This is a genomic window from Mycobacterium sp. EPa45 (assembly GCF_001021385.1).
Lineage (GTDB): Bacteria > Actinomycetota > Actinomycetes > Mycobacteriales > Mycobacteriaceae > Mycobacterium.
Genome location: NZ_CP011773.1, coordinates 3,750,132 through 3,776,667 on the forward strand (window position 1 = coordinate 3,750,132; position 26,536 = coordinate 3,776,667).

Genomic DNA, 26,536 nt, shown 5'->3' on the forward strand with positions numbered 1-26,536 from the left:
CGTTCGGTCAAAAAGGTGAGGGGTTACGGCGCTTAGCCGTTCAGCATCGCGTTGATGCGCTTGGCGTCATTGGCCGCCACGACCGTGCGACCGTCCAGGCGGCGGGTGCGCTTGCTGGCCTTGTGCTCGAGCAGGTGGCGACGGTTCGCCTTCTGCCGCACGATCTTCCCGGTGCCGGTCTTGCGGAAGCGCTTCGAAGCTCCGCTGTGAGTCTTGGCCTTGGGCATTGGTCCTCAGTTTCTACGTGGTCTCAGGTGTTTCGGTGGGCTGCGGCTCGGCCGGGCGCCCCGCGGGGGCGTCGGCGTCGTGCGCCGCCTTGGCGCGAGTCTTCGCGCCGCGGTGCGGTGCCAGCACCATCGTCATATTGCGTCCGTCCTGCTTGGCCGACGTTTCGATGAAGCCGTAATCGGCGACATCGGCGCCCAGCCGCTGCAAGAGTCGGTACCCGAGTTCGGGCCTCGACTGTTCGCGACCGCGGAACATGATCGTGACCTTGACCTTCGACCCCGCCTCCAGGAAGCGGATGACGTGACCCTTCTTGGTCTCGTAATCATGCGGGTCGATCTTGGGTCGGAGCTTCTGCTCCTTGACGACGGTCTGCTGCTGGTTCTTGCGGGACTCGCGCGCCTTCTGCGCCGTCTCGTACTTGAACTTGCCGTAGTCCATGATCTTGCAGACCGGAGGCTTGGCGTCCGGTGCTACTTCGACGAGGTCAAGATCGGCATCCGCGGCGACGCGAAGAGCGTCTTCGATGCGCACGATGCCTACCTGCTCCCCGCCAGGTCCGATCAGTCGGACTTCAGGTACGCGGATGCGCTCGTTGACACGGGTCTCAGTGCTGATGGGGCCTCCCTGGTTCGGTTTCTGTTCAGACCACCGCGGCGTTCACAGTCGGGAACAGCCGGGGAAGAAACCACGCCATCAGCGAGAAGGCCCTGCATGAAGCAGGGCCCAGTGCCGACCGATCACGGCTGTCGCCGCCTGCGAAACCGCAGAACAGATACCATTGCGGTATCTGTGACCGGACCGCTGTACCTGCGGAAACATCCGTGGCCAACGGTGGGAGTGGGACTCCACTTGCTGTCCCTGGCGTACGCCGGGACGGTCGTGCATGCCAGTCTAGCAGGCATGACGGACTCCAATGCTCAGCCATCTGACCCGAGTGACCCGCGCGCCCGCGACCTGGCCGAGATTCCCGCCGTCGAAGTGATCACCCGCGCCGCGGTGATGCTGATGAGCGCCGCCGCCGAGAAGATCGGGCTGTCCTCCCCCGATCCCGACGCCAGCGAACACCGCGACCTCGACGAGGCACGCCGGCTGATCACCGCGCTGGCCGGGCTGGTGACCGCCTCAGCGGAGTACCTGGGCCCGCACGCGGGCCCGGTCCGCGACGGACTGAAGAGCCTGCAGCTGGCCTTCCGCGAAGCCAGTGCGGCTCCCGACGAACCCGGCCATGGGCCGGGCGAAAAATATACGGGTCCTGTCTGGTAGCGCACCACAGACATTTCGCATGTCGAAGTAATATCCTCGGCGGCACTATGACCGTCACCTCGAGTCGGCCAACGTCACGGTTCCGCTGGGTACCCGCCGCAGCCGGCTGGATCATCGGCGTCATCGCGACGCTGTCGCTGCTGTCGAGCATTTCGACGATCCTGCGGCACGCCATCCGCATGCCGCGGGAGTTCATCAACAGCTACCTGTTCAACTTCCCGGACACCAGCTTCGCATGGGCCTTCGTCCTTATCCTCCTGGCCGCCGCGCTCGCCGCGCGCAAGCGCATCGCCTGGTGGATTCTCGTCTTCTACATGGTCGCCGCGTCGGTCTGGAACATCACCGACCTGCTGACCGGTGAGGAGTCAGCGGCCGTCGACGTCGGCGAAGTGATCGGCCTGACCTTCCACATTGCCGCTGCTGTTGCCCTGGTGCTGGCCTACAAAGAATTCTGGGCCAGGGTCCGCCGCGGCGCCTTGCTCAAGGCCGCTGCGACTCTGTTCGCAGGCTTGGCCGTCGGTACCGCAATCGGCTGGGCACTGCTCGAATTCTTTCCCGGCACACTGGCCCGCGAAGACCGCTTCCTATATGCGCTGAACCGGGTCAGCGCGTTCGCCGGTGCCGGCTCTGAATCCTTCACCGGCCATCCGCACACGTTCGTCAACGCCCTGCTCGGGCTGTTCGGCGCGCTGGCGCTGATGGTCGCCGCGGTCGTGTTGTTCCAGTCCCAACGCGCCGAGAACGCGCTGACCGGCGAGGACGAGTCCGCCATCCGCGGACTGCTGCAGGCGTACGGCAAGAACGACTCGCTGGGCTACTTCGCGACCCGTCGCGACAAATCCGTGGTGTTCGCCGCAAACGCGCGCGCCGCCATCACCTACCGCGTCGAGGTCGGTGTCTGCCTGGCCAGCGGCGACCCGATCGGCGATCCGCGGGCCTGGCCGCAGGCGATCGCGGCGTGGCTGTCGCTGTGCCAGGAGTACGGCTGGGCGCCGGGCGTCATGGGCGCCAGTTCCACAGGCGCGCAAGCATTCCGCGAGGCCGGCCTCAACGCTCTACAGCTCGGCGATGAGGCGATCCTCTACCCCGACCAGTTCCACCTGTCCGGGTCGGACATGCGCGCCGTCCGTCAGGCCGTGACCCGCGCCCGACGCGCCGGGCTGACGGTGCGGTTTCGCAGGCACCGCGACTTCTCCGCCGATGAGATGGCCGCCGTGATCGCGCGTGCCGACGCGTGGCGCGACACCGAGACCGAACGCGGGTTCTCGATGGCCCTTGGCCGGCTCGGCGACCGCGCCGACGGTGACTGCCTGCTCGTGGAGGCGGTGCACGGTGACGGTGACGGCGGGCAGGACCCGGGATCCGGTCAGGTCGTCGCGATGCTCTCGCTGGTGCCCTGGGGTACCAGCGGGCTGTCGCTGGACCTGATGCGCCGCTCGCCGAAATCCCCCAACGGAACCATCGAGCTGATGGTCACCGAACTGCTGCAGAACGCCGAAGACCTTGGCGTCAGTCGCGTCTCACTCAATTTCGCGATGTTCCGCGCGGCGTTCGAGCAGGGCGCCCAGCTCGGCGCCGGCCCGGTCGCGCGGCTGTGGCGCGCCATGCTGGTCTTCTTCTCGAAGTGGTGGCAGCTGGAGACCCTGTACCGCTCCAACATGAAGTACCAACCGCATTGGATACCGCGGTACGCCTGCTACGAAGACGCCCGCCTCATCCCGCGGGTCGGTGTCGCGTCTGTCATCGCCGAGGGTTTCTTGGTGCTGCCTTTCTCCCGGCGCACCAAACAGCACACCGGCCATTACTCGTCGGTCCCCGAGGACCTGGCCGCCTCGGGCCGGCTGCACTCCGACGGCACCGCACCCGACGCCGTCGACGAGCCCGTCCACGCGTCCGAAACCGGCCAGCGCGAGCGGCTTCCGGACCAGGTCCGCGTGCGGATGGCCAAGCTCAAAACGTTGCAGCGCAACGGTATCGACGCCTACCCGGTTGGCCGCCCGCCATCCCATACGATCGCCCAGGCACTCGACGAAGCCGACGACGTCACGCTCAGCGTCGCGGGACGTATCCTGCGCGCCCGCGACTACGGCGGTGTGGTGTTCGCCCAGCTGCGGGACTGGTCGGGCGACGTGCAGCTGCTGTTGGACAAATCCACGCTCGACGGCGCGACCGAAGACTTCGCCGCGGTCGACCTCGGCGACCTCGTCGAGGTGACCGGGCACATGGGTTTCAGCAGGAACGGCACCCGCTCGGTACTGGTCCAGCAGTGGCGAATGCTTGGAAAGTGCTTGCGCCCGTTACCCGACAAGTGGAGGGGCCTGCAGGACCCGGAGGCGCGGGTTCGCGCACGCTACGTCGACCTCACGATCAATCCGCAAGCCCGCGACCTGATCCGCGCTCGCAGCAACGTCCTGCACTCGATCCGGAATACCCTGTTCGACAAGGGGTTTCTCGAAGTCGAGACACCGATCCTGCAGCAGATCCACGGCGGTGCCAACGCCCGGCCATTCAAAACCCATATCAACGCCTATGACCTGGACCTGTATCTGCGGATCGCCCCCGAGCTGTACCTCAAGCGGTTGTGCGTGGGCGGCGTCGAGCGAGTCTTCGAACTGGGCAGGGCATTTCGCAACGAAGGCGTCGACTTCAGCCACAACCCCGAGTTCACCCTGCTCGAGGCCTACCAGGCGCACGCCGACTACCGGGTGTGGATCGACGGTTGTCGCGAGCTGATCCAGAACGCGGCGATCGCCGCCAACGGCTCCGCGGTGGTGATGCGGCCCCGCCACGGCGCGCCCGACCAACTCGAGCCGGTGGATATCTCCGGGACGTGGGCGGTCAAGACCGTGCACGACGCCGTCTCCGAAGCCCTCGGCGAACAGATTGACACCCAAACCGATCTGGCCACCCTCCGACGCCTGTGCCACGGCGCGAGAATCCCGTACCTGACCCACTGGGACGCCGGTGCGGTGGTGCTGGAGCTCTACGAACGGTTGGTCGAAGACGCCACCGGCGCGCCGACGTTCTACACCGACTTCCCCACCTCGGTGTCGCCGCTCACCCGTCCCCACCGCAGCAGGCCGGGGGTCGCTGAGCGCTGGGACCTGGTGGCGTGGGGTGTGGAGTTGGGCACGGCATACAGCGAGCTGACCGATCCGGTCGAGCAGCGGCGCCGCCTCCAGGAGCAGTCCCTGCTGGCCGCCGGTGGCGACGCCGAGGCGATGGAACTCGACGAGGACTTCCTGCAGGCGATGGAATACGCGATGCCGCCGACCGGGGGCCTGGGCGTCGGCGTCGACCGAGTGGTCATGCTGATCACCGGGCACAGCATTCGCGAGACGCTGCCGTTCCCGCTCGCCAAACCGCGTTAGCCGACGACGTCAGCCTCACAGCGACCAGCCAGGAAACGCCGTCACCATGAAAGCGTGACCGAGGCTGCTCACCAACACATTTCGTTGATGCACGGATGGTTGCCGCTCACGGTGCAGATCCTGGCCGGCCTCGTTCTGGCGGTGGCTGTGGGCTGGCGGACGCGCCGCTGGCGGCTGGTCTGGCTGCCACTCGCCGCGATCGTCGGCATCGGCGCCGCGTGGTTCACCCAATGGAGCATTTCCGACGACGGCCTGGCCGGCGATCCGGCCCCGCACCAGCTGTGGGTGTGGATCGCTGCCACGGGTCTGGCCGCGGTGGTCGCGATCGCAGGTTGGCGGGGCGCCCGATGGTGGCGTCGGGGCATGTCGGTGCTGGCGGTACCGCTGTGCGCGTTGGCGACCGCGCTGATGCTCAATGTGTGGGTGGGCTACTTCCCCACCGTGCAAACCGCCTGGAACCAGCTCACCGCGGGCCCGCTGCCCGACCAGACCGACCGCGCCACGGTCACCGCGATGGTGCAGCAGCACGCCATCCCCGCCAAGGGCACGGTGGTGGAAGTGACAATCCCGTCGGACGCCTCGCATTTCGCGCATCGTGACGAGTGGGTCTATCTGCCACCGGCGTACTACGCGACCAACCCGCCGCCGAAGCTGCCGACGGTCATGATGATCGGTGGGGAATTCAACACTCCCGCCGACTGGCTACGCGCGGGCAATGCGATCAAGACGATCGACGACTTCGCGGCCGCACATCACGGCAACGCCCCGGTGTTCGTGTTCGTCGACTCCGGCGGGGCGTTCAACAACGACACCGAGTGCGTCAACGGCCCGCGCGGCAATGCCGCCGACCATCTCACCAAAGACGTTGTGCCGTTCATGCTCTCGAACTTCGGCGTCAGCGCCGACCGTGCCAACTGGGGCCTGGTCGGCTGGTCGATGGGCGGTACCTGCGCCGTCGACCTGGCCACGATGCATCCGGACATGTTCAGCACGTTCGAGGACATCGCCGGCGATCTCGCGCCCAACTCCGGCACCAAGACCCAGACCATCGCCCGGCTGTTCGGGGGCAACGCGGCCGCCTACGCGAGCTTCGACCCTGCCACCGTCATCACCAGACATGGTCCCTACCAGAACGTGTCGGGCTGGTTCGCCATCTCCGGCGCACCGTCGGCCCAGCGCGCAGCTCCCGCCGCCGTCGCCAACAACCCGAATCCCAATGACCAGACCGGCGCGGCGAACACGCTCTGCGGACTGGGCACCGTCAACGGCATCAATTGCGCGGTGGTGGCGCAGCCCGGTAAGCACGATTGGCCGTTCGCCGCACGCGCCTTCGCCGCCGCACTGCCCTGGCTGGCCGGACAGATAGCGACGCCGGGCATCCCGCCGGTCGCGCTGCCGGGTCCGCCGGACCCCCGCCCGGGCCCGGTGACGATCGCTGCCGCGGGGAGGCCACCGGGAGTACGGTGATCGTCATGCCCGACGAACCCGCTGCTCAACCACCGCTGGACTCCGGCTACAGCGACTCCGGGGTACCCACCTTCGAATCGGTGCAGGAGAAGATCGAGACGCGGTATGGAACCGCGCTCGGCTCAGCCGAATTGGCCGCCGAGACGCCGGAGGGTCGCACCGTCGAAGAACAGTACGAAGCCCGCCAGAAGGCGGCCGCCGAACGGCTGGCCAAGATCCGCGAGTCGATGCACGAACCGGATCAGTCCTGACCGGCAAGATCGTCGCGATCACCGGTGCCAGTAGCGGGATCGGCGCCGCGACAGCGCGACTGCTGGCGCAGCGGGGTGCGGCCGTCGTCCTCGGTGCGCGCCGCGAGCACCGGTTACACGGACTGGCCGACGAGATTCGCGACGAGGGCGGGACGGTGCTGGCGGTCCCGACCGACGTCACTCAACGCGCCGATGTCGAGCGCCTGGTTGATTCCGCGGTGCGGGAGTTCGGCGGCCTCGACGCCTTCGTCGGCAACGCCGGCATCAGCCGGATCGGTCCGGTGAGCGAACTCGACGTCGACGGCTGGTCGGCGATGATCGACGTCAACTTGCTGGGTGTGCTGCACGGTGTTGCGGCGGCGCTGCCGGTTTTCCGCGCGCAGGGTCACGGCGATTTCATCACGGTGGTGTCGACCGCCGGGCTCAAGATCGTCCCGACCATGGCGGTCTATGCCGCGACGAAGAACGCCGTGCGCACCCTGATGGAGGGCTTGCGGCAGGAATCGACGGACGGCGTCATCCGTACCACGTCCGTGTCCCCCGGCTACGTCAACACCGAACTGGATTCGTCCATCGAAGATCCGGACGCCCGACGCCGGGCACGCGCGGAGATGGACCGCATGGGCCTGCCGCCCGAGGCCGTTGCCCGCGCTATCGCGTTCGCCCTCGAACAACCGCGCGAGGTCGAGATCGGCGACATCACCATTCGCCCAACGGTTCAGGGCTAGCTGACCTTGCGCCTGCGCGTCGCCCGCTTGGGTGCGGGGGCCGCAGGCAGTACGTCGGCGAGGAACTTGCCGGTGTAGCTGTTCGGCGCCGCCGCCACATCTTCGGGCGTGCCCTGGGCGACGACCGTGCCACCACCGGAACCACCCTCGGGGCCCATGTCGACGATCCAGTCCGAGGTCTTGATGACGTCCAGGTTGTGCTCGATGACGATCACTGAATTGCCTTTGTCGACAAGGCCGTTGATGACCTTGAGCAGCTTGCGGATGTCCTCGAAATGCAGACCGGTGGTCGGCTCGTCCAAGATGTAGACGGTGCGCCCGGTCGAGCGCTTCTGCAGTTCGGCAGCCAGCTTCACACGCTGCGCCTCGCCACCGGACAGTGTGGGCGCGGGCTGGCCCAGCCGCACGTATCCCAGCCCGACGTCGACGAGGGTTCGCAGATAGCGGTGGATTCCGGTGATCGGCTCGAAGAATTCGGCGGCGTCCTCGATGGACAGGTCCAACACCTCCGAGATGGTCTTACCCTTGTAGTGCACCTCGAGCGTTTCGCGGTTGTAGCGGGCGCCATGGCACACCTCGCATGGCACGTACACGTCGGGCAGGAAATTCATCTCGATCTTGATGGTTCCGTCACCCGAACAGGCTTCGCAGCGACCACCTTTGACGTTGAACGAGAACCGGCCGGGCTGATAGCCGCGAACCTTTGCCTCGGTCGTGGCGGCGAACAGCGTCCGGATCTTGTCGAAGACGCCGGTGTAGGTCGCCGGATTGGAGCGCGGGGTGCGCCCGATCGGTGACTGGTCGACCCGGACCAGCTTGTCGACGTGCTCGAGCCCGTTGATCCGGGTGTGCCGGCCGGGCACCTGGCGGGCGCCGTTGAGCTTGTTGGCCAGCACCGAGGCCAGGATGTCATTGACCAGTGTGGACTTGCCCGAGCCCGACACACCGGTCACCGAGGTCAGCACGCCGAGCGGGAACGCGACGTCGATATCGCGCAGGTTGTGTTCGCGCGCACCGATCACGGTGAGCTGCCTGCGTGGGTCGATCGGCCGGCGGATAGCCGGTACGTCGATGCTCTGCTTGCCCGAGAGGTAGGCGCCGGTGATGGAATCCGGGTTGCGCAACAGGTCGGCATACGGCCCGCTGTGCACGACTTGACCGCCGTGCTCGCCGGCCGCCGGGCCGATGTCCACCACCCAGTCGGAGTGCGCGATCGTATCCTCGTCGTGCTCGACGACGATCAACGTGTTGCCCAGATCCCTTAGCCGCGTGAGGGTTTCGATGAGTCTGCGGTTGTCGCGCTGGTGCAGCCCGATCGACGGCTCGTCGAGCACGTACAGCACACCGACCAGACCCGAACCGATCTGGGTGGCGAGCCGAATGCGTTGCGCCTCGCCGCCGGACAGCGTGCCCGCCGCGCGGGACAGCGACAGATAGTCCAGCCCGACATCGAGCAGGAAGCCCAGCCGGGATTGCACTTCCTTGAGGACCTGCCCGGCGATCGCGGACTCGCGGGTGCCGAGCGTGAGGTCGTTGAGGAACTCGGAACAGTCGGAAATCGACAGTTCGGACACTTCGGCGATCGACTTCGCACCGTGCTCACCCGCCGCCAGCGTGACCGCGAGGATCTCCGGCTTCAGGCGGGTGCCATTGCACTCCGGGCATGGCACGTCGCGCATGAACCCGTCGTAGCGCTCCTTCATCTGCTCGGAGTCGGTCTGTTCCATGCGCCGGTGCAGGAACGCCATCACGCCTTCGAATTCGGCGTAGTACGAACGGGTTCGGCCGTAGCGGTTCTTGTAGCGGACGTGGACCTGCTCGTCGCAACCTTCCAGAATCGCCCTGTGTGCCTTGGCCGGAAGCTTGCGCCACGGCGTGTTGACGTCGAAGCCCATTGCCTCACCCAGACCGGACATCATCCGGGTGAAGTACTCGGCGGTGTGGCCCATGGCCCACGGCGCTACCGCACCTTCGGCGAGCGTCAGGTCGGGATCGGGCACGACCAGCTCGGGGTCGACCTCCTTGCGGATGCCGAGGCCGCTGCACTCCGGGCAGGCGCCGTAGGGCGAGTTGAACGAGAACGACCGCGGCTCGAGGTCGTCGACGGCCAGCGGGTGGCCGTTGGGGCAGGCCAGCTTCTCGGAGAACCGCTGCTCGCGGTGGGGGTGGTCGTCCTCGCGGTCGACGAACTCCAGCACGACGATGCCGTCGGCCAGGTTCAATGCCGTCTCGACCGAGTCGGTGAGGCGCTGCTTCGCGGTGGCCTTGACCGTGAGCCGGTCGACCACCACCTCGATGTCGTGCTTCTCCTGCTTCTTCAGCTTCGGCGGGTCGGTGAGCGGATGCACGACGCCGTCGACCCGGACCCGGCTGTAACCCTGGCTGTTGAGATTGTCGAAGAGATCCACGAATTCGCCCTTGCGGGTACGGACCACCGGGGCCAGTACCTGGAACCGCAGGCCCTCGTCCATGGCCAGCACCTGGTCGACGATCTGCTGCGGGGTCTGCCGGGCGATGCGCTCACCGCAGACCGGGCAGTGCGCGGTGCCGGCCCGGGCGTAGAGCAGGCGGAGGTAGTCGTAGACCTCGGTGATGGTGCCGACGGTCGAGCGCGGGTTGCGGTTGGTGGACTTCTGATCGATAGACACCGCTGGGGAAAGCCCCTCGATGAAGTCGACATCCGGCTTGTCCATCTGGCCGAGGAACTGACGCGCATAGGCCGACAGCGACTCGACGTAGCGGCGCTGCCCCTCGGCGAAAATGGTGTCGAACGCCAACGAGGACTTGCCCGATCCGGACAGTCCGGTGAAGACGATCAAACTGTCGCGAGGCAGGTCCAGGTCGATGCTGCGCAGGTTGTGCTCACGCGCCCCCTTGACGACAAGCCGGTCAGCCACCAGCGCCCCCTTCCTGCAGATATGTGGGCATGGTGATGCCGAGCCCCATGCTATGTCGGCCCACCGACAAGTAACGTGGCGACCATGACAGTCGTCGACGACACCTATACCGGACACGTCGAACCGCAGACCGCAGCCCGCAGGACCCTGCCCGGCGCCACCATCGTCAAGATGTCGGTGGGCCCGATGGACAACAACACGTACGTGGTGACGTGTTCCCGTTCTGGGGACAGTCTATTGATCGACGCGGCCAACGACGCGGATCTGCTCGTCGACCTGGTGCGCGAGCACGCGCCGAAGCTGACCCTGATCGTGACCAGCCATCAGCACTTCGACCACTGGCAGGCGCTGGCGGCCCTCGCCGAGGCGACCGGCGTCCCGACCGCCGCCCATCAGCTGGACGCCGAGCCGCTGCCGGTGAAGCCGCACCGCTACCTGAACGACGGCGACACGATCGCCGTCGGCGACCTGGTCTTCGACGTGATCCACCTGCAAGGGCACACGCCCGGCTCGGTGGCCCTGGCGCTGCGGCCCACCGGCGAGCGGACCGCCACCCACCTGTTCACCGGCGACTGCCTGTTCCCCGGCGGGGTAGGCAAGACGTGGGAGCCGGGTGCATTCGAGCAACTGCTCGGCGACGTGAACAGCAAGGTGTTCGGCCAGTACGGCGACGACACCGTCGTCTATCCGGGCCATGGTGACGACACCACGCTGGGCGCCGAGCGTCCGCACCTCGACGAATGGCGTGAGCGAGGCTGGTAGACCGTGTGCAAATCTGACGTCTGACCTGAAAAGGGTTGCATCCCAACGCGTCGGGTACGCGCTTCATAAGCGAACCGACGGGAAGGGCAGGTAACCCAATGAGCACCACCACGGCGTCCATCGACGTGAACCGACCGATCAGGACCGTGTACAACCAGTGGACGCAATTCGAGTCCTTCCCGAAGTTCATGGAAGGCGTCGAAGAGATCACCCAACGCGACGACACCCACACGCACTGGCGCATCAAAGTCGGTCCGGTCAGCCGGGAGTTCGACGCCACGATCACCGAGCAACACCCCGAAGAGCGGGTGGCCTGGAAGTCCGACAGCGGCCCGGACCACGCGGGCGTCGTGACGTTCCACCGCCTCGACGACTCGACCACTCGGGTGACCACCCAGATGGACGTCGACCCGGAGGGCTTTCTGGAGAACGTCGCCGACAAACTCGGCGTGCTCAAGGCCCGCGTGAACGGTGATCTCGAGCGGTTCAAGAAGTTCATCGAGGAGCAGCCCTCGGAAACCGGTGAGTGGCGCGGCGACGTCTCGCGGCCCGACGCCTGATCGTCAGGGGCAGGTGGCGACGACTTCGAAGGGCTTGCTGACTTGCTTGCCGGCCGAGTCTGAACCGCTGGCGGTGCCCTTGATCGTGTAGGTGTTGCCGTCCTTGGTGGCGGTGGCCGTGTCGCCGGGCACCCCGTCGGTGAAGTTGAGCACCACGCCGTTCACGTCGCCGAGCCCGACGGCGCGGACCTTCGACGCGTCCTGCTCGAGACCGACGATCACACCGGTGATCACCTCGCCGATGGCGATCGAGAACTTGCCGTCCGTCGTCGCGCACACCACCGGTCCGTCGACCTGTTTGGCCTGGCCGTCGATCGTGACCTTGGCGCCGGCTGGTGGCGCGGTCGTGGCCGTCGTCGTCTTGGCTTCAGCGGACGTCGCGGTCTTGGCATCGCTGGGCTTGTCGTCTTTCGCGCAACCCACCCCGCCGATCAACAAAAGACCCAGTGCCCCAACAACACTCATCAATCGAACGTTCATCGACGTCTCCTCCGCATGTCCGGCCACCCACGGGCGAGCCTAGACCCCCGGCGGCTGTCGAATAGCGAAACGGCAATCCCCGCAACAGCCTCTCGGCAAAATTTCGTCTCGACCGGAAACAACAGCCGGTGACATGCATGCCGATGCCCCCTGTGCAGGGCCTTCATCCGGTAGCGTATGCACCGCTCTGCCCCCTAACTCAGACCGAAAACACGGAGGCGTCGATGACCCAGCAACCACCCGGCTATGCCCCACCGCCGGCTCAGCAGCCAAAAAACAACCTGGCGCTCGCCATCCTGGCGACGATCTTCTGCTTCCCGATCACCGGCATCGTCGCAATCGTGAAAGCCGCTCAGGTGAATGGACTCTGGGTCCAGGGCCAATACGCCGAAGCCCAGGCCTCGGCCGCCGCCGCCAAGAAATGGGTAATCTGGAGCGTCGTCATCTGGTTCGTGATCCTCGTGATCTATGGCGTCCTCTTCGCTACCGGCGTGATGAACATGGACGTCGACACCACCACGTCATGATCTCGACAGAGGCCGGGCAGGCGACCCACGGTCGCCTCGCCCGCCTCGGGCAGCCGCTGCTCGTGGGTGCACTGGCAGCGGGGGCCTGTGCGGCCGTGTGGATCGCTGACCCGACCACACCCGGCGGCATGCTTCCGCTCTGTCCCACGAAAGCCCTTCTGGGCGTTGACTGCCCGGGTTGCGGCACCCTCCGCATGATCTATTCGCTGTTGCATGGTGACCTGCTGGCAGCAATCCGGTTCAACGCACTCGGGTTGGTAGCGCTGGTATTCCTGGCTGTCGCCTATGGCACCTGGTCCTACGGCCGCGCTACCGGCCGCCAGATCGTCGGGTGGCAACGCCATCGATTGGCGCCGTATATCGCGCTGGTGTTGGTGTCGGTCTGGTTCGTCGTGCGCAACGTGCCGTTCGCCCCGTTCACCGCACTGCGCGTCTGACGTCTCAGAGCCAGCCTTTTCGTTTGAACACGAGATACAACAAACCCGACACCAGGACGATGATCACCGCGCTGGACACGTAACCAATGACACTCTGAAATCCGGGATACGGCACATTCTGGCCGTACCACCCGGTTACCGCAGTCGGCACCGCGATGATCGCTGCCCAGCCGGTGAGCTTCTTCATGATCGTGTTGAGCCGCGCGTCCTGAAGCGACAGATTGGTCTCGAACACCGTAGTGATCATGTCTCGCAACGACTCCGTCCACTCGGCTGCGCGGATGACGTGGTCGTACAGGTCGGCGTACCAGCTGTCGAGTTCGACGGTGTCGGCATGCTCGGCACGGCGGCGCATGATCGTGTTGATGACTTCGCGCATGGGCAGCACGACGCGGCGCAGTTCGACGAGCTCTTTGCGCAGCCGGTAGGTCGACCGCTGGACCGTGCGGGTTACCGCGCGGTCGTCGAACAACCCGTCCTCGAGCGCTTCGATGGCGTCGTCCAGTTGCTGGATGGTGTCGAATTGCCCGTCGACGATCACGTCGAGCAGGCCGTGCAGCAACGCCGGTGCACCCATTTTCAGCAGATCGGCGTTCTCATCCCACCGCCGAACCACCTCATCGATGTCGAAAACCGGTTGCTGCGGGTCTAATTCGTGCCGCACGGTCACGATCCCCGCAGGCAACACGAAGATCGACACCCTCGTCAACAGCAGCCGCGACTCCAGATCGTTGGCCAGTGGCGGCGCCAACGCCGTCGCGTACACCGTCATGAACGTGTGCGTCGCGTACCGGGTGGCCTTGGTGCGTTCGGCATGCGCCACGGTGTCTTCGACGGCGTGCTGGTCGAAGCCCAGTTCGTCGGAGAGCTGACACAACACGTCGTGGTCTGGGTTGCACATATCCACCCAGACCAGCGCGCCGTCCTCGGCGAGATGGTTCGAGGTCTCCCGGAGCGGAAAATCTTCCGTCTTCAGTTCGCCATCGACCCACAGTCGGGTTCGGCAGTGGGTCATGGAGTCCAGTGTGCGGCAGCCCTGACCGGGGTGACTAACCGGTGGTGTGAACGATCAGCACATCGGTCTTGGACCGGCGCGCGACGTTTGCAGGCACCGAACCCAGCAGGCGGCCGGCGATCGTGCTCAAGCCCACGTTGCCGACGATCAGCAGATCGGCGCCGACCTCTTCGGCCAGCTCCACCAGCGCATCGACGGGAGCGCCGACGACGGCGCGTTCTTCGACCTCAGCGGCACCGGCGGCCTTGGCGCGGTCACGTGCCTCGCGCAGGATCGCGTAGATGGGGGCATTGCCCGCCATCTTGTAGCCCTCGTCCTTCAGCAGGTCGGCCGCGCGAGTGTCCTCGTTGGCCGGGAAGTAAGCGGTTGCCACGATGACTTTGGAGCCTGGTTCGGAGGCGAGATATCCCGCCCGGTCGACTGCACGCAGCGAGGAATCCGAGCCGTCCGTGCCGACGACCACGGTCTTGTAACCGCCCATTCGTACCCTCCAGTCTCCATTTTCAACGCCACCGGGAACACTATCGCTTTGGCACCACGCAAGGGTGCGATTCACGCCACGCGGCAATTCCGGCGCGCCGCGCGATGCCACTCTACCGGGGCAAATGGCGGCGCCGACAGTTGCGTGAGCTGTTCGACAGCCGCTGCAATTGCAAATCCGCATCGCATCTGATTCACGAATGTCAGCGCTGCCACATCGCTGATGACCAATGGCCGCAATTCGATACCTCGGAAATTCTGCCGGTGGCGTCAACCCATGCGCCGCACGCTATTGGTGGGCTGCGGGTTAGCGTTTTGGACATCAATTGACAGGGGTAGAGGACGACCCACGTGAGCATCACCCTTCGGCCCGAACGAGTCAGCAGCGACGGGGAGCGGTCACCCGCGTCCGCCGGGCCGCTCGACGCCGTGTTCGTGGCAGTGTTCGCCGCTGCTGTCAGCGCAGCCGGCGCGGCGCGGCCATCGCTGTGGTTCGACGAAGCTGCCACGATCTCGGCGTCCACCCGGCCGGTGCCCGACCTGTGGCGCATGCTCGGCAACATCGACGCCGTTCACGGCCTGTACTACCTGCTCATGCACGGCTGGTTCTCGGTGTTCCCCGCCACCGAATTCTGGTCACGGTTGTCCAGCTCGATCGCGGTCGGGTTCGCGGCCGCAGGTGTCGTGGTGCTCGGCCGACAACTGTCCACCCGATCTATTGCGGTGACCGCGGGTGTCGTATTCGCGGTACTCCCCCGGGTGACGTGGGCCGGCCTGGAAACCCGGTCCTATGCGCTGACAATGGTCGTTGCGGTATGGCTGACCCTGCTGTGGGTGGCCGCACTGCGCCGCGACCGGCCGCGATGGTGGCTCGGCTATGCGCTGGTGGCCATCGGCGCCACGCTGCTGAACGTCTTCTCGATTCTGTTGCTGCCCGTGCATGCGGTGATGGCGCTGGCGATGACCGACTCGAAAAGGACGAGACGGCACGGGATTCTGGCGGTGCTGACCGCCTGCGCCGCGACGGCCCCGTTCCTGTTCTTCACCCAGACCCAGCTGTTCCAGGTGGGCTGGATCTCGCCGCCGGGCGCACGCACCGTCGGAATGATGTTGGTAGATCAGTACTTCGACCGTTCACTCCCCGTCGCGGTGTTGTCCGGATTACTGATCGTCGTCGGCCTCGTGTCGTGGCGACGGGCCGGATGGCGGCCACGTCGGTTGGTCGCCATCACCGTGGCTTGGATACTGCTGCCCACCTGTGCCGTGCTCGTGTATTCACTGCTGCGCGATCCGGTTTACTACCCGCGCTATCTGTCCTTCACCGCCCCCGCCATGGCGCTTCTTCTCGGCTCTTGCATTGTGGCGCTGGGCCGCTCCTCCCGCGCCGCCATCGCAGTCGTGCTCGCCGTCTTTGCACTCGTCGCGACACCGAACTACCTGACCCAGCGGGGGCCGTACGCCAAAGAAGGCATGGACTACAGCCAGGTCGCCGATGTCATCACCTACCACGCCGCGCCGGGCGACTGCCTCGTGATGGACAATTCGACCGCGTGGAAGCCCGGTCCGATCCGCCCGTTGCTGGCCGCGCGTCCCGCTGCCTTCGCCAAACTGCACGATTTCGGCCGCGGTCCCACGGGCATCGATCGAAACCTGTTGTGGGACGCGCACATCGCCGTGTGGACGTGGGCCGACAAGATGCCCGGTTGTCCGGCGATCTGGACGGTGTCCGAGCGTGACAACCGTCTGCCCAGCTACGAGCGAGGGCCGGCGTTGCGGGGCGGTCCACGGCTCGAACGGGCGATGGCCTACCAGGTGCCCTACCGGTTCGGCTTCCGGGTAGTCGAACGCTGGCAGTTCAATTTTGCCCAGGTGACCAAGTCGATTCGCTGATGCATCACCAGGTGGTGCATCGGGTACGCGGCGGGTATGACGTCCACCGCTGATGCCTATGTGCCGCAGACGCACAACCTCGATCAGCTGGCCGAGACCGCGCGGACCTGTCGGGGCTGTGATCTCTACCGCGACGCCCGGCAGACGGTGTTCGGTGAGGGCGCGGCCGGTGCGCCCATGATGCTGGTCGGCGAGCAGCCCGGTGATCAGGAGGACCAGCGCGGCCGTCAATTCGTCGGCCCGGCCGGCAAACTCCTCGATAAGGCGTTGGCCGCCGCGGAGATCGACCGCGAGCGCCTCTACGTCACCAACGCCGTCAAACATTTCAAGTTCACCCGCACCAACGGCCCACGGCGTATCCACAAGACGCCAAGCCGCACTGAGGTTGTCGCCTGCCGACCCTGGTTGTTCGCCGAAATCACCTCTGTCGAACCAGAAGTCGTGGTTCTGCTCGGCGCCACTGCAGCACAGGCATTGATGGGTACCGGTTTTCGGCTCACCGCGCATCGCGGCGAGGAATTGCGGCTGCCCGCCGAACCAGACCTCGGGGTCGATCCAAGCGTCGTCACCACCGCACACCCGTCGGCGATTCTGCGAGGCCCGGCCGATGAACGGGCCAAGAACTTCGACGCGCTTGTCGACGATCTGAGGTTCGCCGCGGGGCTACTATCCGGCTGAAGAGAAAGCGAGCGCCAATGCCCGCATCAGCCGAGAGCCTCACCGCACGACTGCGTGACGGGCGTTCAGTGTGTTACGCGCAGTACGGTGCACCCGATGGCGAGGTCGTCGTCAACGCCCACGGGGGCCTGGCCTGCCGACTGGACGTCGCGGCTGCCGACGCCGCCGCACGAGTGGCTGGTGTCCGGCTGATCTCGCCGGATCGGCCCGGTATCGGCGGATCGGATCCCCGCCCCGGGCGCACGGTCCTGGACTGGGCCGACGATGTGGCCGATCTGATGGATCAACTCGGTGTCGCGCGGTTCGCCGCGATGGGCTGGTCGATGGGCGGCCAGTATGCCGCCGCCGTTGCCTGGGCGCTGCCCGAGCGGGTGCGGCGGGTGGCGATCATCGCCGGGGCGCTACCGCTTACCGAGCCGGGCGTGTTCGAGCAGTTGCCTGCCTTCGACAGGATCTACACCCGGCTGTCGCTGCGTGCCCCGTCATTGGTCAAGCCGTGTTTCGCCGCGATGGCGCTGGCCGCCCGACGGGCGCCCGCGCTATACGGGCGGCTCGCCGCCCGCCAGTTGGGCGCCGCTGACGACGCGGTGCTGCGCGCCGAGGGTTACGACGAGTTCGCGCGGATGTCCGCCGAGGCGCTACGACGTCCGGCCGGCGTCGTCGAGGACTACCGGGCATGGATTCGGCCGTGGGGTTTCATGCCTGAACAGATCGCGATCCCAACCGACATCTGGGGCGGTCACCAGGACGAACTGGTCAGCCACGCCTGGCCGCCCGAGTTGGCCCGCCGGATTCCCGGCGCGACCCTGCGCGAGCGACCCGGCGGGCACTTCCTGGCTCACCTGTACTACCCGGACATCTTCGCGAACCTGCTGGCTTAGTCACCAAACCACCGGTTCGTCGGCGGCACCTCGGTACCGAGCAGAGCGCCGGCCGGAGCGCCGGTCTCGGTGCCCGCCTTCGCCGACCAGCCGGTGCCCATGCACAGCAGGTCACGCGGCCCCGAGATCGTCGACGGCAACGGGATCCCGAATCCCGGGATACCGGGGATCGTGATCTGCGGCGGCGAGAGCAGCGTGGCCACACCTTGCGCCATCGTCCCGAACAGCTGCGCAGGCGGGGTGGGCAGCGTGCCCGCGGCATCGGCGATCGGTGCTGCCGGGATCAGGCTCCCGAGACCACCCGGTGTGGGCCCAACGTAACCGCCCGGACCACCCGGCAGAACCGTCGGCGGGGTCGGCGGCGTCGGTACCCGGTTGCCACCGGGAGTGCCCGGCGTCGCGGCGGGCGGCGTGGGCAGGCCAGCGCCACCGCCACCACCCGGACCACCCGGCACCGCGGCGGGCGGCGTGCCCGGCGTCACCACGCTGTTGGTGAACGGAGTGCCAGGCACGACGGCCGGCGGCGTGGGCAGGCCAGCGCCACCGCCACCACCCGGACCACCCGGCACGGCGGCCGGAGGCGTCGGCAAACCAGCGCCGCCACCACCACCCGGACCACCCGGCACGGCGGCCGGAGGCGTCGGCAAACCAGCGCCACCGCCACCACCCGGACCACCCGGCACGGCGGCCGGAGGCGTCGGCAAACCAGCGCCACCGCCACCACCCGGACCACCCGGCACGGCGGCCGGCGGGGTCGGGATGCCGGTACCGCCAAGAGCATCAGCGGCCGCGGGCAGGGCCCCCGGCGGGGCAGGCACACCGGCGGCCGCGGCGGCGATATCCGCTGCGGGCACACCGGCGGACGGCGCGACAACACCTGCGGCGTCGGCGACCGGCGCGCCTAGTGCGCCACCCGCGCCGGCGGCTCCGGAACCTGCGCCACCGCCACCGCCACCAGCTGCCCCGGCGGCTGTGGAGGCATCGGACAGTGCGGCGGCCGGCACGCCGCCGGCTGCGCCGTTGTTGTCAGTGATCGGAGCGGCGGGAACCGCGGCGCCCGCGTTGTCGGTGATCGGCGCGGCCGGGACGCCAGCGGGGCCGGGAACGGTCCCGCCTTCGCCGAGCGGGGCTCCGGGCACACCGGCCGGTGGGGTCGGCACACCGCCGCCGGCACCTCCACCCGGACCACCCGGAACCGCACCCGGAGGCGTCGGCAGACCACCACCGGTACCTTCACCGGGACCACCCGGAACGGCGGCCGGCGGCGTCGGCAGACCACCACCGGTACCTTCACCCGGTCCACCCGGAACGGCGGCCGGAGGCGTCGGCAGACCACCGCCAGTGCCTGCACCCGGTCCACCCGGAACGGCAGCCGGCGGGGTTGAGCCGGTTTCGACGAGATTGCCGCCCGGAGTGCCGGGGACCGCGGCCGGCGGCGTGGGCAGACCACCGCCGGTGCCCTCGCCGGGAGTGCCGGGAACGGCGGCCGGCGGGGTCGGAAGTGTCTCGGCGCCAGGGGTTCCCGGCGTTCCGGGAATCACCTGCGGCGGGGTCGGCGGAAGCTCCATGCCGGGAGTTCCCGGGGTGCCCGGCACCGCGACGGGCGCACCCGGCACGTTCACATTCACCGGGACACCCGGGCCACCCGGCACCGCGGCGGGCGGCGTGACGATCCCCGGAGTGGACGCCGCGCTCGGCACACCCGGCAGGGTGACCGACGGCGTTCCGGGAACGTTGATCATGCCGCCGGGGGTCGAGACGCCCGGAATCGATGCGCCGGGAGGGGGAAGGGTTCCCGCCGAATCGTTGACGACGTTGCCGGGCACCGGGTTTGCGGGAATGCCCGGGGTGTTGAGGGACAGGTTGTTCCCGCCGCCGGGGCCGCCGGGCACCGCGGCCGGCGGCGTCGAGACGGAGCCGTTCACGTCGCCAGCGGGCACTGCGGCCGGCGGCGTCGGCGGGGTGCCGCCCCCACCGGGGATCTCGCCACCGGGAACGGCGGCAGGCGGAACCGGCGGTGTGACAACGGTTTCGGGCACCTCGCCACCGGGGACGGCGGCCGGCGGAGTCCCTGGGACACCGCCACCACCGGGCAGACCGCCAGGAGGCACCGCAGCCGGCGGGGTGCCCGGGACACCGCCACCACCGGGCAGACCGCCAGGAGGCACCGCAGCCGGCGGGGTCCCTGGGACACCGCCACCACCGGGCAGACCGCCAGGAGGCACCGCAGCCGGCGGGGTCCCTGGGACGCCACCACCACCGGGCAGACCGCCAGGAGGCACCGCAGCCGGCGGGCCGGGAGGAAGCGCATCAGCTCCGGGGACCGGCACCGGCGGGGCTGCCGCCGGGGGTGCCGGCGCGAGACCGGACGCGTCCGCCAGCGGGGCGGCGGGTACGGCGGCGGCCGGCGGCGGGACCAGCCCGTTGGCATCGGAGATGGGAGCACCGCCGGGCAGGGCGCCCGCGGCGTCGGCCACCGGCGCACCGGGTGCGCCAACTCCAGCTCCAGCTCCTGAGCCTCCACCAGCACCAGCACCAGCACCGGGCAGGCCGGCTGCACCGGGGGCAGCGCTCTCGCCGCCACCGGGGCCGGGCAGGCCACCGGCGGCATCAGCCACGGGGGCTCCGACCGGCCCGGCAGGCAGACCCGCGGCATCGTTGACAGGAGCAGGCGGCAGTCCTCCCGGCGGAGTCGGAATACCACCGCCACCACCACCCGGCGGAGTACCAGGAACCGCGGCGGGCGGCGTCGGAATACCACCCCCACCGACACCCGGCGGAGTACCAGGAACCGCGGCGGGCGGCGTCGGAATACCGCCGCCACCGACACCGGGCGGAGTACCAGGAATCGCGGCGGGCGGCGTCGGAATACCGCCGCCACCGACACCGGGCGGAGTACCAGGAACCGCGGCGGGCGGAGTCGGAATACCACCCCCACCGACACCCGGCGGAGTACCAGGAACCGCGGCGGGCGGCGTCGGAATGCCACGAGTGGTGCTGGTGCCGGGCGCGCCGGGAACGGACGCCGGGGGCACAGTCACGCCACCGGTCCCGGGCATGCCGGGCGAGCCGGGCACGCTGGCCGGCGGGACGTGGACGCTGCCCGGCACGGTCGCGGGCGGGATGGGCCCGCCTGCGGCCGGCGGATTGTTCGTGAACAGCGAGTTCGACGTGCCGGGGATGCCCTGCGACAGGTCGGGCGGGGAGGTAAGGCCCTGATGGAGGATGCCCATGCACGGAACACCGGGGGTGCCGACTTCAGCGACGACACGGGGGCTGAACAGCGGAGCCGTCCAGAAAAACCCCGCCGTCGCCATGGCAGTGACCGCCGCCACGCGAGAGGTGGTCCGAGACATCATTTCCCCGTTTCTTTGAGAGGCCTGCCAGGGAAACTACAGACGTGTAAGTACCGAACCCGGGACACCTTTCGGGCGGTTACCGAACTGTTGCCAAGCGGTGTTGGTGCGGTTACTCCGACGACAATTTGATCGCGCAAACATGCGGCTTGACGTGCGGCATGCAGGCCGCACAATTGCGGCCTGACGTTGGAGCGAGTGACGGGATTCGAACCCGTGTAAACGGCTTTGCAGGCCGGTGCCTAGCCACTCAGCCACACCCGCGCGTCAGTCCGATACGTTTCCAGCGCGGGCGCGACTCGCCCAGCCTTCGGCTCAGCGTGATTGCTGACCCGCCGGCCATGCGGCCAATACGGTTACGACATGCAGACTTGGTTGGCCGACCCGCCGTTGCTCGGCGGCCCCGGACAGGGCACCCGGCAGATCGTCGAACTCCTGATCGCCTTCGGGTTGACGGCACTGATCGGCCTGGAACGCGAGATCCACGGGAAAAGCGCCGGGCTGCGTACCCAGGCGATCGTCGGCACGGCGTCGGCACTGATCCTCATCGTCAGCAAGTACGGCTTCTTCGATGTGCTGACCGCAGGACTGGTCGAAGTCGACCCGTCGCGCGTCGCCGCCCAGATCGTCTCGGGCATCGGCTTCCTCGGCGCCGGGCTGATCATCACTCGGCAGGGAGCGGTGCACGGGCTGACCACGGCGGCGGCGATCTGGGAGTGCGCCGCCATCGGCATGGCCGCCGCGGCGGGTCTGGTCAAGCTCGCGATCATCGTCACGATCCTGCACTTCGTGATCATCCTGGCGTTCAATCCGCTCAGTCGGCGCCTCACCGCGCGGCTGGCCGGTTCGGTACGCCTTCGCGTGACCTACGAGCCCGACCGGGGGGTGCTCACCCACATCCTCGCCGCGTGCGACAAGCACCAGTGGAGCCTCACCGAACTCAACAACGATCCCGACGGCGGCGTGCTGATGACCTTGTCCGGCGCGCGAATTCTGCACGCTGCCAACACAGTCGCCGGAATTGCCGGCGTCACCGGCGTGCGCCGACTCGACGAGAAGGACGAGTAGGCGTCAATCCGCCCGGCCACGACCGGACCGGTACGACGCCACAAATCCCACCGCCGCCAGAACCGCGAACGCACCGAACATCAGCCGGCTTGCACCGGCGTCGGGCGCGGCCCGCAGATTCACCACGACCCCGGCCAGTCCCGCACCGAACGCCCCGCACATCAGCTGCACCGTATTGATCGCTGCCGCCGCCACCGCCTGCTGGGGCGCGTCGTCGACGACCGCACCCATCGCCCACGCCGACAGGTGCGGCCACGCCATCCCGATGCCGGACCCGGTGATCGCCAGCGCCACCGCCCACAGAGCCACGACTGGCGTTGAGACACCGTCGTTTTGGGTGAGTGCCGCCAGTGCCAGACCCGCAGCCATCACCAGCGGGGCGATCGCCACCACCCGCACCGTAAGCCGGACATTGGTGATCGATGCGCTGGCGATCTCCCCGACCGTCCAGCCCACCGAGAGCGCCGCGCCGAGGAAGCCCGCAACGACCGGCGCCAGCGCACCCAGCCGCTGGCCGAACAGCGGCACATACATGTCGACCATCGTGGCCGCCATCAGCAGACCCAGAGTGAGATAGATCCACTTCAGCGGCCCGGGCCCAAAAGCCATGCGCGGCAATACCGCAGCCGGCGCCCGACGGTCGACGACGACGAAGGCCGCCACCAGCGCCGCACCGACGGCCAGCAACCCGGCGATGGCGCCCGCGCTCTGCGGGATCACCGCGACGCTGACCGTCAGCGCTGCCACCCCGAGCAGCAGCAACGACCACACCGGGATTCGGGTTCGCGGCGGATGTTGGTCGGCCTTGGCACGGGCCGGCAACGCCAACGGAACCAGCAGACTCATCGCGACGGCGAGCGCTGCGAGCAATCCGAATCCGCCTCGCCACAAACCGAATTGGGCGAACAGGCCGCCGGCAGCCGGACCCACCAAGGTGCCGACCCCCCACATCGCAGAGACAACCGCCGACGCGCGGGTCCACAACCGGTCGGGCAGCGCTGCGCTGATCACTGCATAGCCGAGACCGGCCAGCACACCGCCGGCCAGGCCCTGCACCAACCGCCCGCCGAGAAGCAGCGGCATCGTCGGCGCCAGCGTGCACAGCACACTGCCCGCGGCGAAGGACAGCAACGCACCCAAATACGCCGCGCGCGGGCCGAATCGGGTCAGCAGCGGTCCCACCGTCGTCGCCGCTGTCACCGACGCCACCAGATACACCGTCGTCACCCATGCATAGAGCCGCTCGCCGCCGATGTCGGCGACAGCGCTCGGAAGCAGGCTGATCGTGATGAATTCGTTGATGGCGTAGATCGCCACACCGCCGGCCAGCACGATGACCGCACCGAGATAGTCACGGCCCAGCAGCTCGCGCCAACTGCCCGCAGCCGACGCGGTGGTCTCGGTCATGGCATCACCGTAAAGGCTCAACCATGGTTGAGCTCAAGCATCGCCGGCTACTTCAGCCCGGCGGCGTCCATGCCGCGCAGTTCCTTCTTCAAGTCGGCGATTTCGTCGCGGATCCGCGCGGCCAGCTCGAACTGAAGGTCACGTGCCGCCGCCATCATCTGTGCGGTCAGGTCCTTGATCAGGTCTGCCAGTTCGGCGCGCGGCATGTTCGAGGTGTCGCGGCCCTCGATGATGCCCGCGCTGACCGCCCGGCCCGGCTCACCCTGCGCCCGCCGGCCGCGGGAGGCGTTGCGCCCCGAGCCACCGACTTCGATGGCGTCGGTGTCGTCTGCCTCCCGGTACACCTGATCGAGGATGTCGGCGATTTTCTTGCGCAACGGCTGCGGGTCGATCCCGCGCTCTTCGTTGTAGGCGATTTGCTTGGCCCGCCGGCGCTCGGTCTCGTCGATCGCTTCCTTCATCGAGTCGGTGAGCTTGTCGGCGTACATGTGGACTTCGCCGGAAACGTTGCGCGCCGCGCGACCGATGGTCTGGATCAGGCTACGGGTGGAACGCAGGAAGCCTTCCTTGTCGGCGTCGAGGATCGCCACGAGCGAGACCTCCGGCAGGTCAAGACCCTCGCGCAGCAGATTGATGCCGACCAGCACGTCGTACTCACCCAGCCGCAACTGGCGCAGCAGCTCGACGCGGCGCAGGGTGTCCACCTCGGAATGCAGGTAGCGCACCCGGATGCCCATCTCCAGCAGGTAGTCGGTGAGGTCCTCGGCCATCTTCTTGGTCAGCGTGGTGACCAGGACGCGCTCGTCGCGTTCGGTGCGGATCCGGATCTCGCCGATCAGGTCGTCGATCTGGCCCTTGGTCGGCTTGACCACGACCTTCGGGTCGATCAGGCCGGTCGGGCGGATGACCTGCTCGACGAACTCACCGCTGGTCTGGCTGAGCTCGTACGGACCCGGCGTCGCCGACAGATACACCGTCTGCCCGATCCGGTCCGCGAACTCTTCCCAGGTCAGCGGCCGGTTGTCGACCGCCGACGGCAGCCGGAAGCCGAACTCCACCAGGTTGCGCTTGCGGGACATATCGCCTTCGTACATCCCGCCGATCTGCGGAACCGTGACATGGGATTCGTCGATCACCAGCAGGAAGTCTTCGGGAAAGTAGTCGAGCAGCGTCGCGGGAGCCGAACCCGCGGGCCGGCCGTCGATGTGGCGCGAGTAGTTCTCGATACCCGAGCAGAAGCCGACCTGGCGCATCATCTCGATGTCGTAGTTGGTGCGCATCCGCAGTCGCTGCGCTTCCAGCAGCTTGCCCTGGTTCTCCAGCTCGGCCAGCCGCTCGGCCAGCTCCTGCTCGATCGTCGAGATCGCCATCGCCATCCGCTCCGGGCCCGCCACGTAGTGGGTGGCCGGGAAGATCCGCAGCGAGTCGACCTGGCGCACGACATCGCCGGTCAGCGGGTGCAGGTAGTACAGCGCCTCGATCTCGTCGCCGAAGAACTCGATCCGGACGGCCAGTTCCTCATACGACGGGATGATCTCGACCGTGTCACCGCGCACCCGGAACGAACCGCGCGTGAACGACAGGTCGTTGCGGGTGTACTGCACGTCGACCAGCAGCCGCAGCAGCCCGTCCCGTGGCACCTCGGAGCCGACCTGCAGTTCGACCGAGCGGTCGAGGTAGGACTGCGGGGTGCCCAAGCCGTAGATGCACGACACCGACGCCACGACCACGACGTCGCGGCGGGACAGCAGGCTCGACGTCGCCGAGTGACGCAACCGCTCCACGTCATCGTTGATCGAGCTGTCCTTCTCGATGTAAGTGTCGGTCTGGGCGATGTACGCCTCGGGCTGGTAGTAGTCGTAGTACGAGACGAAATACTCGACGGCGTTGTGCGGCAACATCTCTCGCAGCTCGTTCGCGAGCTGGGCGGCCAGGGTCTTGTTCGGCGCCATCACCAGCGTCGGCCGCTGCAGCCGCTCGATCAGCCAGGCCGTGGTCGCGGATTTACCGGTGCCCGTCGCACCGAGAAGCACCACATCGCGCTCCCCCGCCCTGATCCGGCGTTCCAGCTCCTCGATCGCGGCGGGCTGGTCTCCGGCGGGCTCATACTCACTGACCACGCGGAATTCGGCGCCACTGCGCACGAGACCGTCCACAGCGTCGGCGGCAGGTCGGTACTCCGAGTGCGCGAGCACCGGGTGTTCGGTAGCAAATGCCATGTCCCCAGGTTAAGCGTCCCCACCGACACATTCATTCCTCGTTACGCTTGCGCGGTGACCGTCCACCCGCCCAAGCAGGAGACGTTCGACCTGATCGCCTACACCAACACCGATCCGAAGGGCATCGCTCGGGCGGTCGACGAGTACGTGGTCACCCCCTGGGGTCTGTACATGGCCCGCCCCACTCCCGGCCGTGCCCAGTTCCACTATCTGGAGTCGTGGCTGCTGCCGTCGCTGGGGCTTCGGGCCAATGTCTTCCATTTCAACCCCGGCTTCGAGCGGCCCCAGGACTACTACCTCGACATCGGCGAGATCACCACCGGTGAGACCGCCTGGCAGGCCGAGGACCACTACCTCGATCTGGTCGTCTACGCCGGTGACCGCACCGACCTCATCGACACCGACGAGCTGTTCGCCGCCCACCGCGATGGGCTGCTGAGCACCAGAACGGCCGAGGAAGCACTGCAACGGGTTGTCGTCGCGATCGAGGGGCTCGCCCGCCACGACCACGACCTCAACGCCTGGCTCGCCTCTGCCGGGATGACGCTGACCTGGCGCTGAGACGCCTCGA

General features: G+C 67.7%; 23 protein-coding genes and 1 tRNA gene. 14 read left to right on the forward strand and 10 right to left on the reverse strand.

Annotated features, from left to right (window positions below; translation table 11 throughout):
- Window positions 1–32 precede the first annotated feature (32 nt).
- Both rpmI and infC read right to left on the reverse strand, forming a co-directional pair.
- Entirely contained in the window at window positions 33–227 is a 195-nt protein-coding gene (gene rpmI / locus AB431_RS17970; RefSeq protein WP_047331080.1) for a 50S ribosomal protein L35, read from the reverse strand.
- Between the two features lie 13 nt (window positions 228–240).
- Complete coding sequence (gene infC / locus AB431_RS17975) at window positions 241–843, reverse strand: translation initiation factor IF-3 (RefSeq protein WP_082135723.1); 603 nt, start codon at window positions 841–843, stop codon at window positions 241–243.
- Window positions 844–1,128: 285 nt separating this feature from the next.
- Here infC and AB431_RS17980 point away from each other — a divergent pair, with 285 nt between their 5' ends.
- The 5 genes from AB431_RS17980 (at window position 1,129) to AB431_RS18000 (ending at window position 7,308) form a co-directional block, all read left to right on the forward strand.
- Window positions 1,129–1,491 (forward strand): DUF1844 domain-containing protein, encoded by a 363-nt coding sequence (locus tag AB431_RS17980; RefSeq protein WP_047331082.1) that lies wholly within the window; start codon window positions 1,129–1,131, stop codon window positions 1,489–1,491.
- A 47-nt stretch (window positions 1,492–1,538) separates the two neighbouring features.
- Entirely contained in the window at window positions 1,539–4,862 is a 3,324-nt protein-coding gene (gene lysX, locus AB431_RS17985; protein WP_047331083.1) for a bifunctional lysylphosphatidylglycerol synthetase/lysine--tRNA ligase LysX, read from the forward strand.
- Between the two features lie 87 nt (window positions 4,863–4,949).
- Window positions 4,950–6,329, forward strand: coding sequence for an alpha/beta hydrolase family protein (locus AB431_RS17990; RefSeq protein WP_047331084.1), 1,380 nt, complete (start codon window positions 4,950–4,952; stop codon window positions 6,327–6,329).
- Window positions 6,330–6,334: 5 nt separating this feature from the next.
- A complete protein-coding gene (locus AB431_RS17995) occupies window positions 6,335–6,580 on the forward strand; it encodes a hypothetical protein (protein WP_047333542.1) in 246 nt (81 codons plus the stop codon).
- Complete coding sequence (locus tag AB431_RS18000; protein WP_047331085.1) at window positions 6,577–7,308, forward strand: SDR family oxidoreductase; 732 nt, start codon at window positions 6,577–6,579, stop codon at window positions 7,306–7,308. Before AB431_RS17995 ends, AB431_RS18000 begins: the two co-directional genes overlap by 4 nt.
- Here the strand turns inward: AB431_RS18000 and uvrA are convergent.
- Window positions 7,305–10,205: an excinuclease ABC subunit UvrA gene (gene uvrA, locus AB431_RS18005; protein ID WP_047331086.1), complete on the reverse strand. Its 2,901-nt coding sequence runs from the start codon at window positions 10,203–10,205 to the stop codon at window positions 7,305–7,307. The genes AB431_RS18000 and uvrA overlap by 4 nt on opposite strands.
- Window positions 10,206–10,289: 84 nt before the next feature.
- On the opposite strand from uvrA, the gene AB431_RS18010 reads away from it, so the two are divergent.
- Window positions 10,290–10,967: an MBL fold metallo-hydrolase gene (locus AB431_RS18010; RefSeq protein ID WP_047333543.1), complete on the forward strand. Its 678-nt coding sequence runs from the start codon at window positions 10,290–10,292 to the stop codon at window positions 10,965–10,967.
- A 98-nt stretch (window positions 10,968–11,065) separates the two neighbouring features.
- Window positions 11,066–11,527, forward strand: coding sequence for an SRPBCC family protein (locus AB431_RS18015; RefSeq protein ID WP_047331087.1), 462 nt, complete (start codon window positions 11,066–11,068; stop codon window positions 11,525–11,527).
- Between the two features lie 3 nt (window positions 11,528–11,530).
- Here AB431_RS18015 and AB431_RS18020 read toward each other — a convergent pair whose 3' ends face one another.
- A complete protein-coding gene (locus AB431_RS18020) occupies window positions 11,531–12,007 on the reverse strand; it encodes a lipoprotein LpqH (protein WP_047333544.1) in 477 nt (158 codons plus the stop codon).
- A gap of 224 nt (window positions 12,008–12,231) precedes the next feature.
- On the opposite strand from AB431_RS18020, the gene AB431_RS18025 reads away from it, so the two are divergent.
- Window positions 12,232–12,534 (forward strand): CD225/dispanin family protein, encoded by a 303-nt coding sequence (locus tag AB431_RS18025; protein ID WP_047331088.1) that lies wholly within the window; start codon window positions 12,232–12,234, stop codon window positions 12,532–12,534.
- Entirely contained in the window at window positions 12,531–12,971 is a 441-nt protein-coding gene (locus AB431_RS18030; RefSeq protein WP_082135724.1) for a DUF2752 domain-containing protein, read from the forward strand. Before AB431_RS18025 ends, AB431_RS18030 begins: the two co-directional genes overlap by 4 nt.
- A 4-nt stretch (window positions 12,972–12,975) precedes the next feature.
- On the opposite strand, the gene AB431_RS18035 is transcribed toward AB431_RS18030, so the two are convergent.
- Window positions 12,976–13,986 carry a magnesium transporter CorA family protein gene (locus AB431_RS18035; RefSeq protein WP_047331089.1) on the reverse strand — a complete coding sequence of 337 codons (1,011 nt, stop codon included), beginning with the start codon at window positions 13,984–13,986 and terminating at the stop codon, window positions 12,976–12,978.
- A gap of 34 nt (window positions 13,987–14,020) precedes the next feature.
- A complete protein-coding gene (locus AB431_RS18040) occupies window positions 14,021–14,467 on the reverse strand; it encodes a universal stress protein (RefSeq protein ID WP_047331090.1) in 447 nt (148 codons plus the stop codon).
- Window positions 14,468–14,817: 350 nt separating this feature from the next.
- Here AB431_RS18040 and AB431_RS18045 point away from each other — a divergent pair, with 350 nt between their 5' ends.
- From AB431_RS18045 to AB431_RS18055, 3 genes are read left to right on the forward strand one after another with little or no spacing between them, the layout of a single operon-like run.
- On the forward strand, window positions 14,818–16,356 hold the full coding sequence (locus tag AB431_RS18045) for a glycosyltransferase family 39 protein (RefSeq protein ID WP_047331091.1): 1,539 nt from the start codon (window positions 14,818–14,820) through the stop codon (window positions 16,354–16,356).
- Window positions 16,357–16,392: 36 nt separating this feature from the next.
- Window positions 16,393–17,034 (forward strand): UdgX family uracil-DNA binding protein, encoded by a 642-nt coding sequence (locus tag AB431_RS18050; RefSeq protein ID WP_047331092.1) that lies wholly within the window; start codon window positions 16,393–16,395, stop codon window positions 17,032–17,034.
- A gap of 17 nt (window positions 17,035–17,051) precedes the next feature.
- Complete coding sequence (locus tag AB431_RS18055; protein ID WP_047331093.1) at window positions 17,052–17,915, forward strand: alpha/beta fold hydrolase; 864 nt, start codon at window positions 17,052–17,054, stop codon at window positions 17,913–17,915.
- On the opposite strand, the gene AB431_RS31485 is transcribed toward AB431_RS18055, so the two are convergent.
- Entirely contained in the window at window positions 17,912–21,274 is a 3,363-nt protein-coding gene (locus AB431_RS31485; RefSeq protein WP_144418295.1) for a hypothetical protein, read from the reverse strand. The genes AB431_RS18055 and AB431_RS31485 overlap by 4 nt on opposite strands.
- 187 nt (window positions 21,275–21,461) lie before the next feature.
- Window positions 21,462–21,535 (reverse strand) — tRNA-Cys (locus AB431_RS18065).
- A gap of 99 nt (window positions 21,536–21,634) precedes the next feature.
- Here AB431_RS18065 and AB431_RS18070 point away from each other — a divergent pair.
- Entirely contained in the window at window positions 21,635–22,339 is a 705-nt protein-coding gene (locus tag AB431_RS18070; protein ID WP_047331094.1) for an MgtC/SapB family protein, read from the forward strand.
- Between the two features lie 3 nt (window positions 22,340–22,342).
- Here the strand turns inward: AB431_RS18070 and AB431_RS18075 are convergent, their stop codons facing one another.
- Together AB431_RS18075 and uvrB are read right to left on the reverse strand one after the other, a co-directional pair.
- Window positions 22,343–23,746 carry an MFS transporter gene (locus AB431_RS18075; RefSeq protein WP_047331095.1) on the reverse strand — a complete coding sequence of 468 codons (1,404 nt, stop codon included), beginning with the start codon at window positions 23,744–23,746 and terminating at the stop codon, window positions 22,343–22,345.
- Between the two features lie 47 nt (window positions 23,747–23,793).
- Window positions 23,794–25,965, reverse strand: coding sequence for an excinuclease ABC subunit UvrB (uvrB, locus tag AB431_RS18080; protein WP_047331096.1), 2,172 nt, complete (start codon window positions 25,963–25,965; stop codon window positions 23,794–23,796).
- A gap of 93 nt (window positions 25,966–26,058) precedes the next feature.
- Here uvrB and AB431_RS18085 point away from each other — a divergent pair, with 93 nt between their 5' ends.
- Window positions 26,059–26,526, forward strand: coding sequence for a DUF402 domain-containing protein (locus tag AB431_RS18085; RefSeq protein ID WP_144418489.1), 468 nt, complete (start codon window positions 26,059–26,061; stop codon window positions 26,524–26,526).
- The last annotated feature ends 10 nt before the right edge of the window (window positions 26,527–26,536 follow it).

Bases quoted from the DNA above. Each gene is read 5' to 3' on its own strand.
- AB431_RS18035 (WP_047331089.1), bottom strand. From the start codon at position 13,986: ATGACCCACTGCCGAACCCGACTGTGGGTCGATGGCGAACTGAAGACG.
- AB431_RS18070 (WP_047331094.1), top strand. From the start codon at position 21,635: ATGCAGACTTGGTTGGCCGACCCGCCGTTGCTCGGCGGCCCCGGACAG.
- AB431_RS17990 (WP_047331084.1), top strand. From the start codon at position 4,950: ATGCACGGATGGTTGCCGCTCACGGTGCAGATCCTGGCCGGCCTCGTT.
- AB431_RS17995 (WP_047333542.1), top strand. From the start codon at position 6,335: ATGCCCGACGAACCCGCTGCTCAACCACCGCTGGACTCCGGCTACAGC.
- AB431_RS18040 (WP_047331090.1), bottom strand. From the start codon at position 14,467: ATGGGCGGTTACAAGACCGTGGTCGTCGGCACGGACGGCTCGGATTCC.
- AB431_RS18030 (WP_082135724.1), top strand. From the start codon at position 12,531: ATGATCTCGACAGAGGCCGGGCAGGCGACCCACGGTCGCCTCGCCCGC.
- AB431_RS18020 (WP_047333544.1), bottom strand. From the start codon at position 12,007: ATGAACGTTCGATTGATGAGTGTTGTTGGGGCACTGGGTCTTTTGTTG.
- rpmI (WP_047331080.1), bottom strand. From the start codon at position 227: ATGCCCAAGGCCAAGACTCACAGCGGAGCTTCGAAGCGCTTCCGCAAG.
- AB431_RS18025 (WP_047331088.1), top strand. From the start codon at position 12,232: ATGACCCAGCAACCACCCGGCTATGCCCCACCGCCGGCTCAGCAGCCA.
- AB431_RS18015 (WP_047331087.1), top strand. From the start codon at position 11,066: ATGAGCACCACCACGGCGTCCATCGACGTGAACCGACCGATCAGGACC.
- AB431_RS31485 (WP_144418295.1), bottom strand. From the start codon at position 21,274: ATGATGTCTCGGACCACCTCTCGCGTGGCGGCGGTCACTGCCATGGCG.
- AB431_RS18010 (WP_047333543.1), top strand. From the start codon at position 10,290: ATGACAGTCGTCGACGACACCTATACCGGACACGTCGAACCGCAGACC.
- AB431_RS17980 (WP_047331082.1), top strand. From the start codon at position 1,129: ATGACGGACTCCAATGCTCAGCCATCTGACCCGAGTGACCCGCGCGCC.
- AB431_RS18055 (WP_047331093.1), top strand. From the start codon at position 17,052: ATGCCCGCATCAGCCGAGAGCCTCACCGCACGACTGCGTGACGGGCGT.
- AB431_RS18050 (WP_047331092.1), top strand. From the start codon at position 16,393: ATGACGTCCACCGCTGATGCCTATGTGCCGCAGACGCACAACCTCGAT.
- uvrB (WP_047331096.1), bottom strand. From the start codon at position 25,965: ATGGCATTTGCTACCGAACACCCGGTGCTCGCGCACTCGGAGTACCGA.
- AB431_RS18075 (WP_047331095.1), bottom strand. From the start codon at position 23,746: ATGACCGAGACCACCGCGTCGGCTGCGGGCAGTTGGCGCGAGCTGCTG.
- lysX (WP_047331083.1), top strand. From the start codon at position 1,539: ATGACCGTCACCTCGAGTCGGCCAACGTCACGGTTCCGCTGGGTACCC.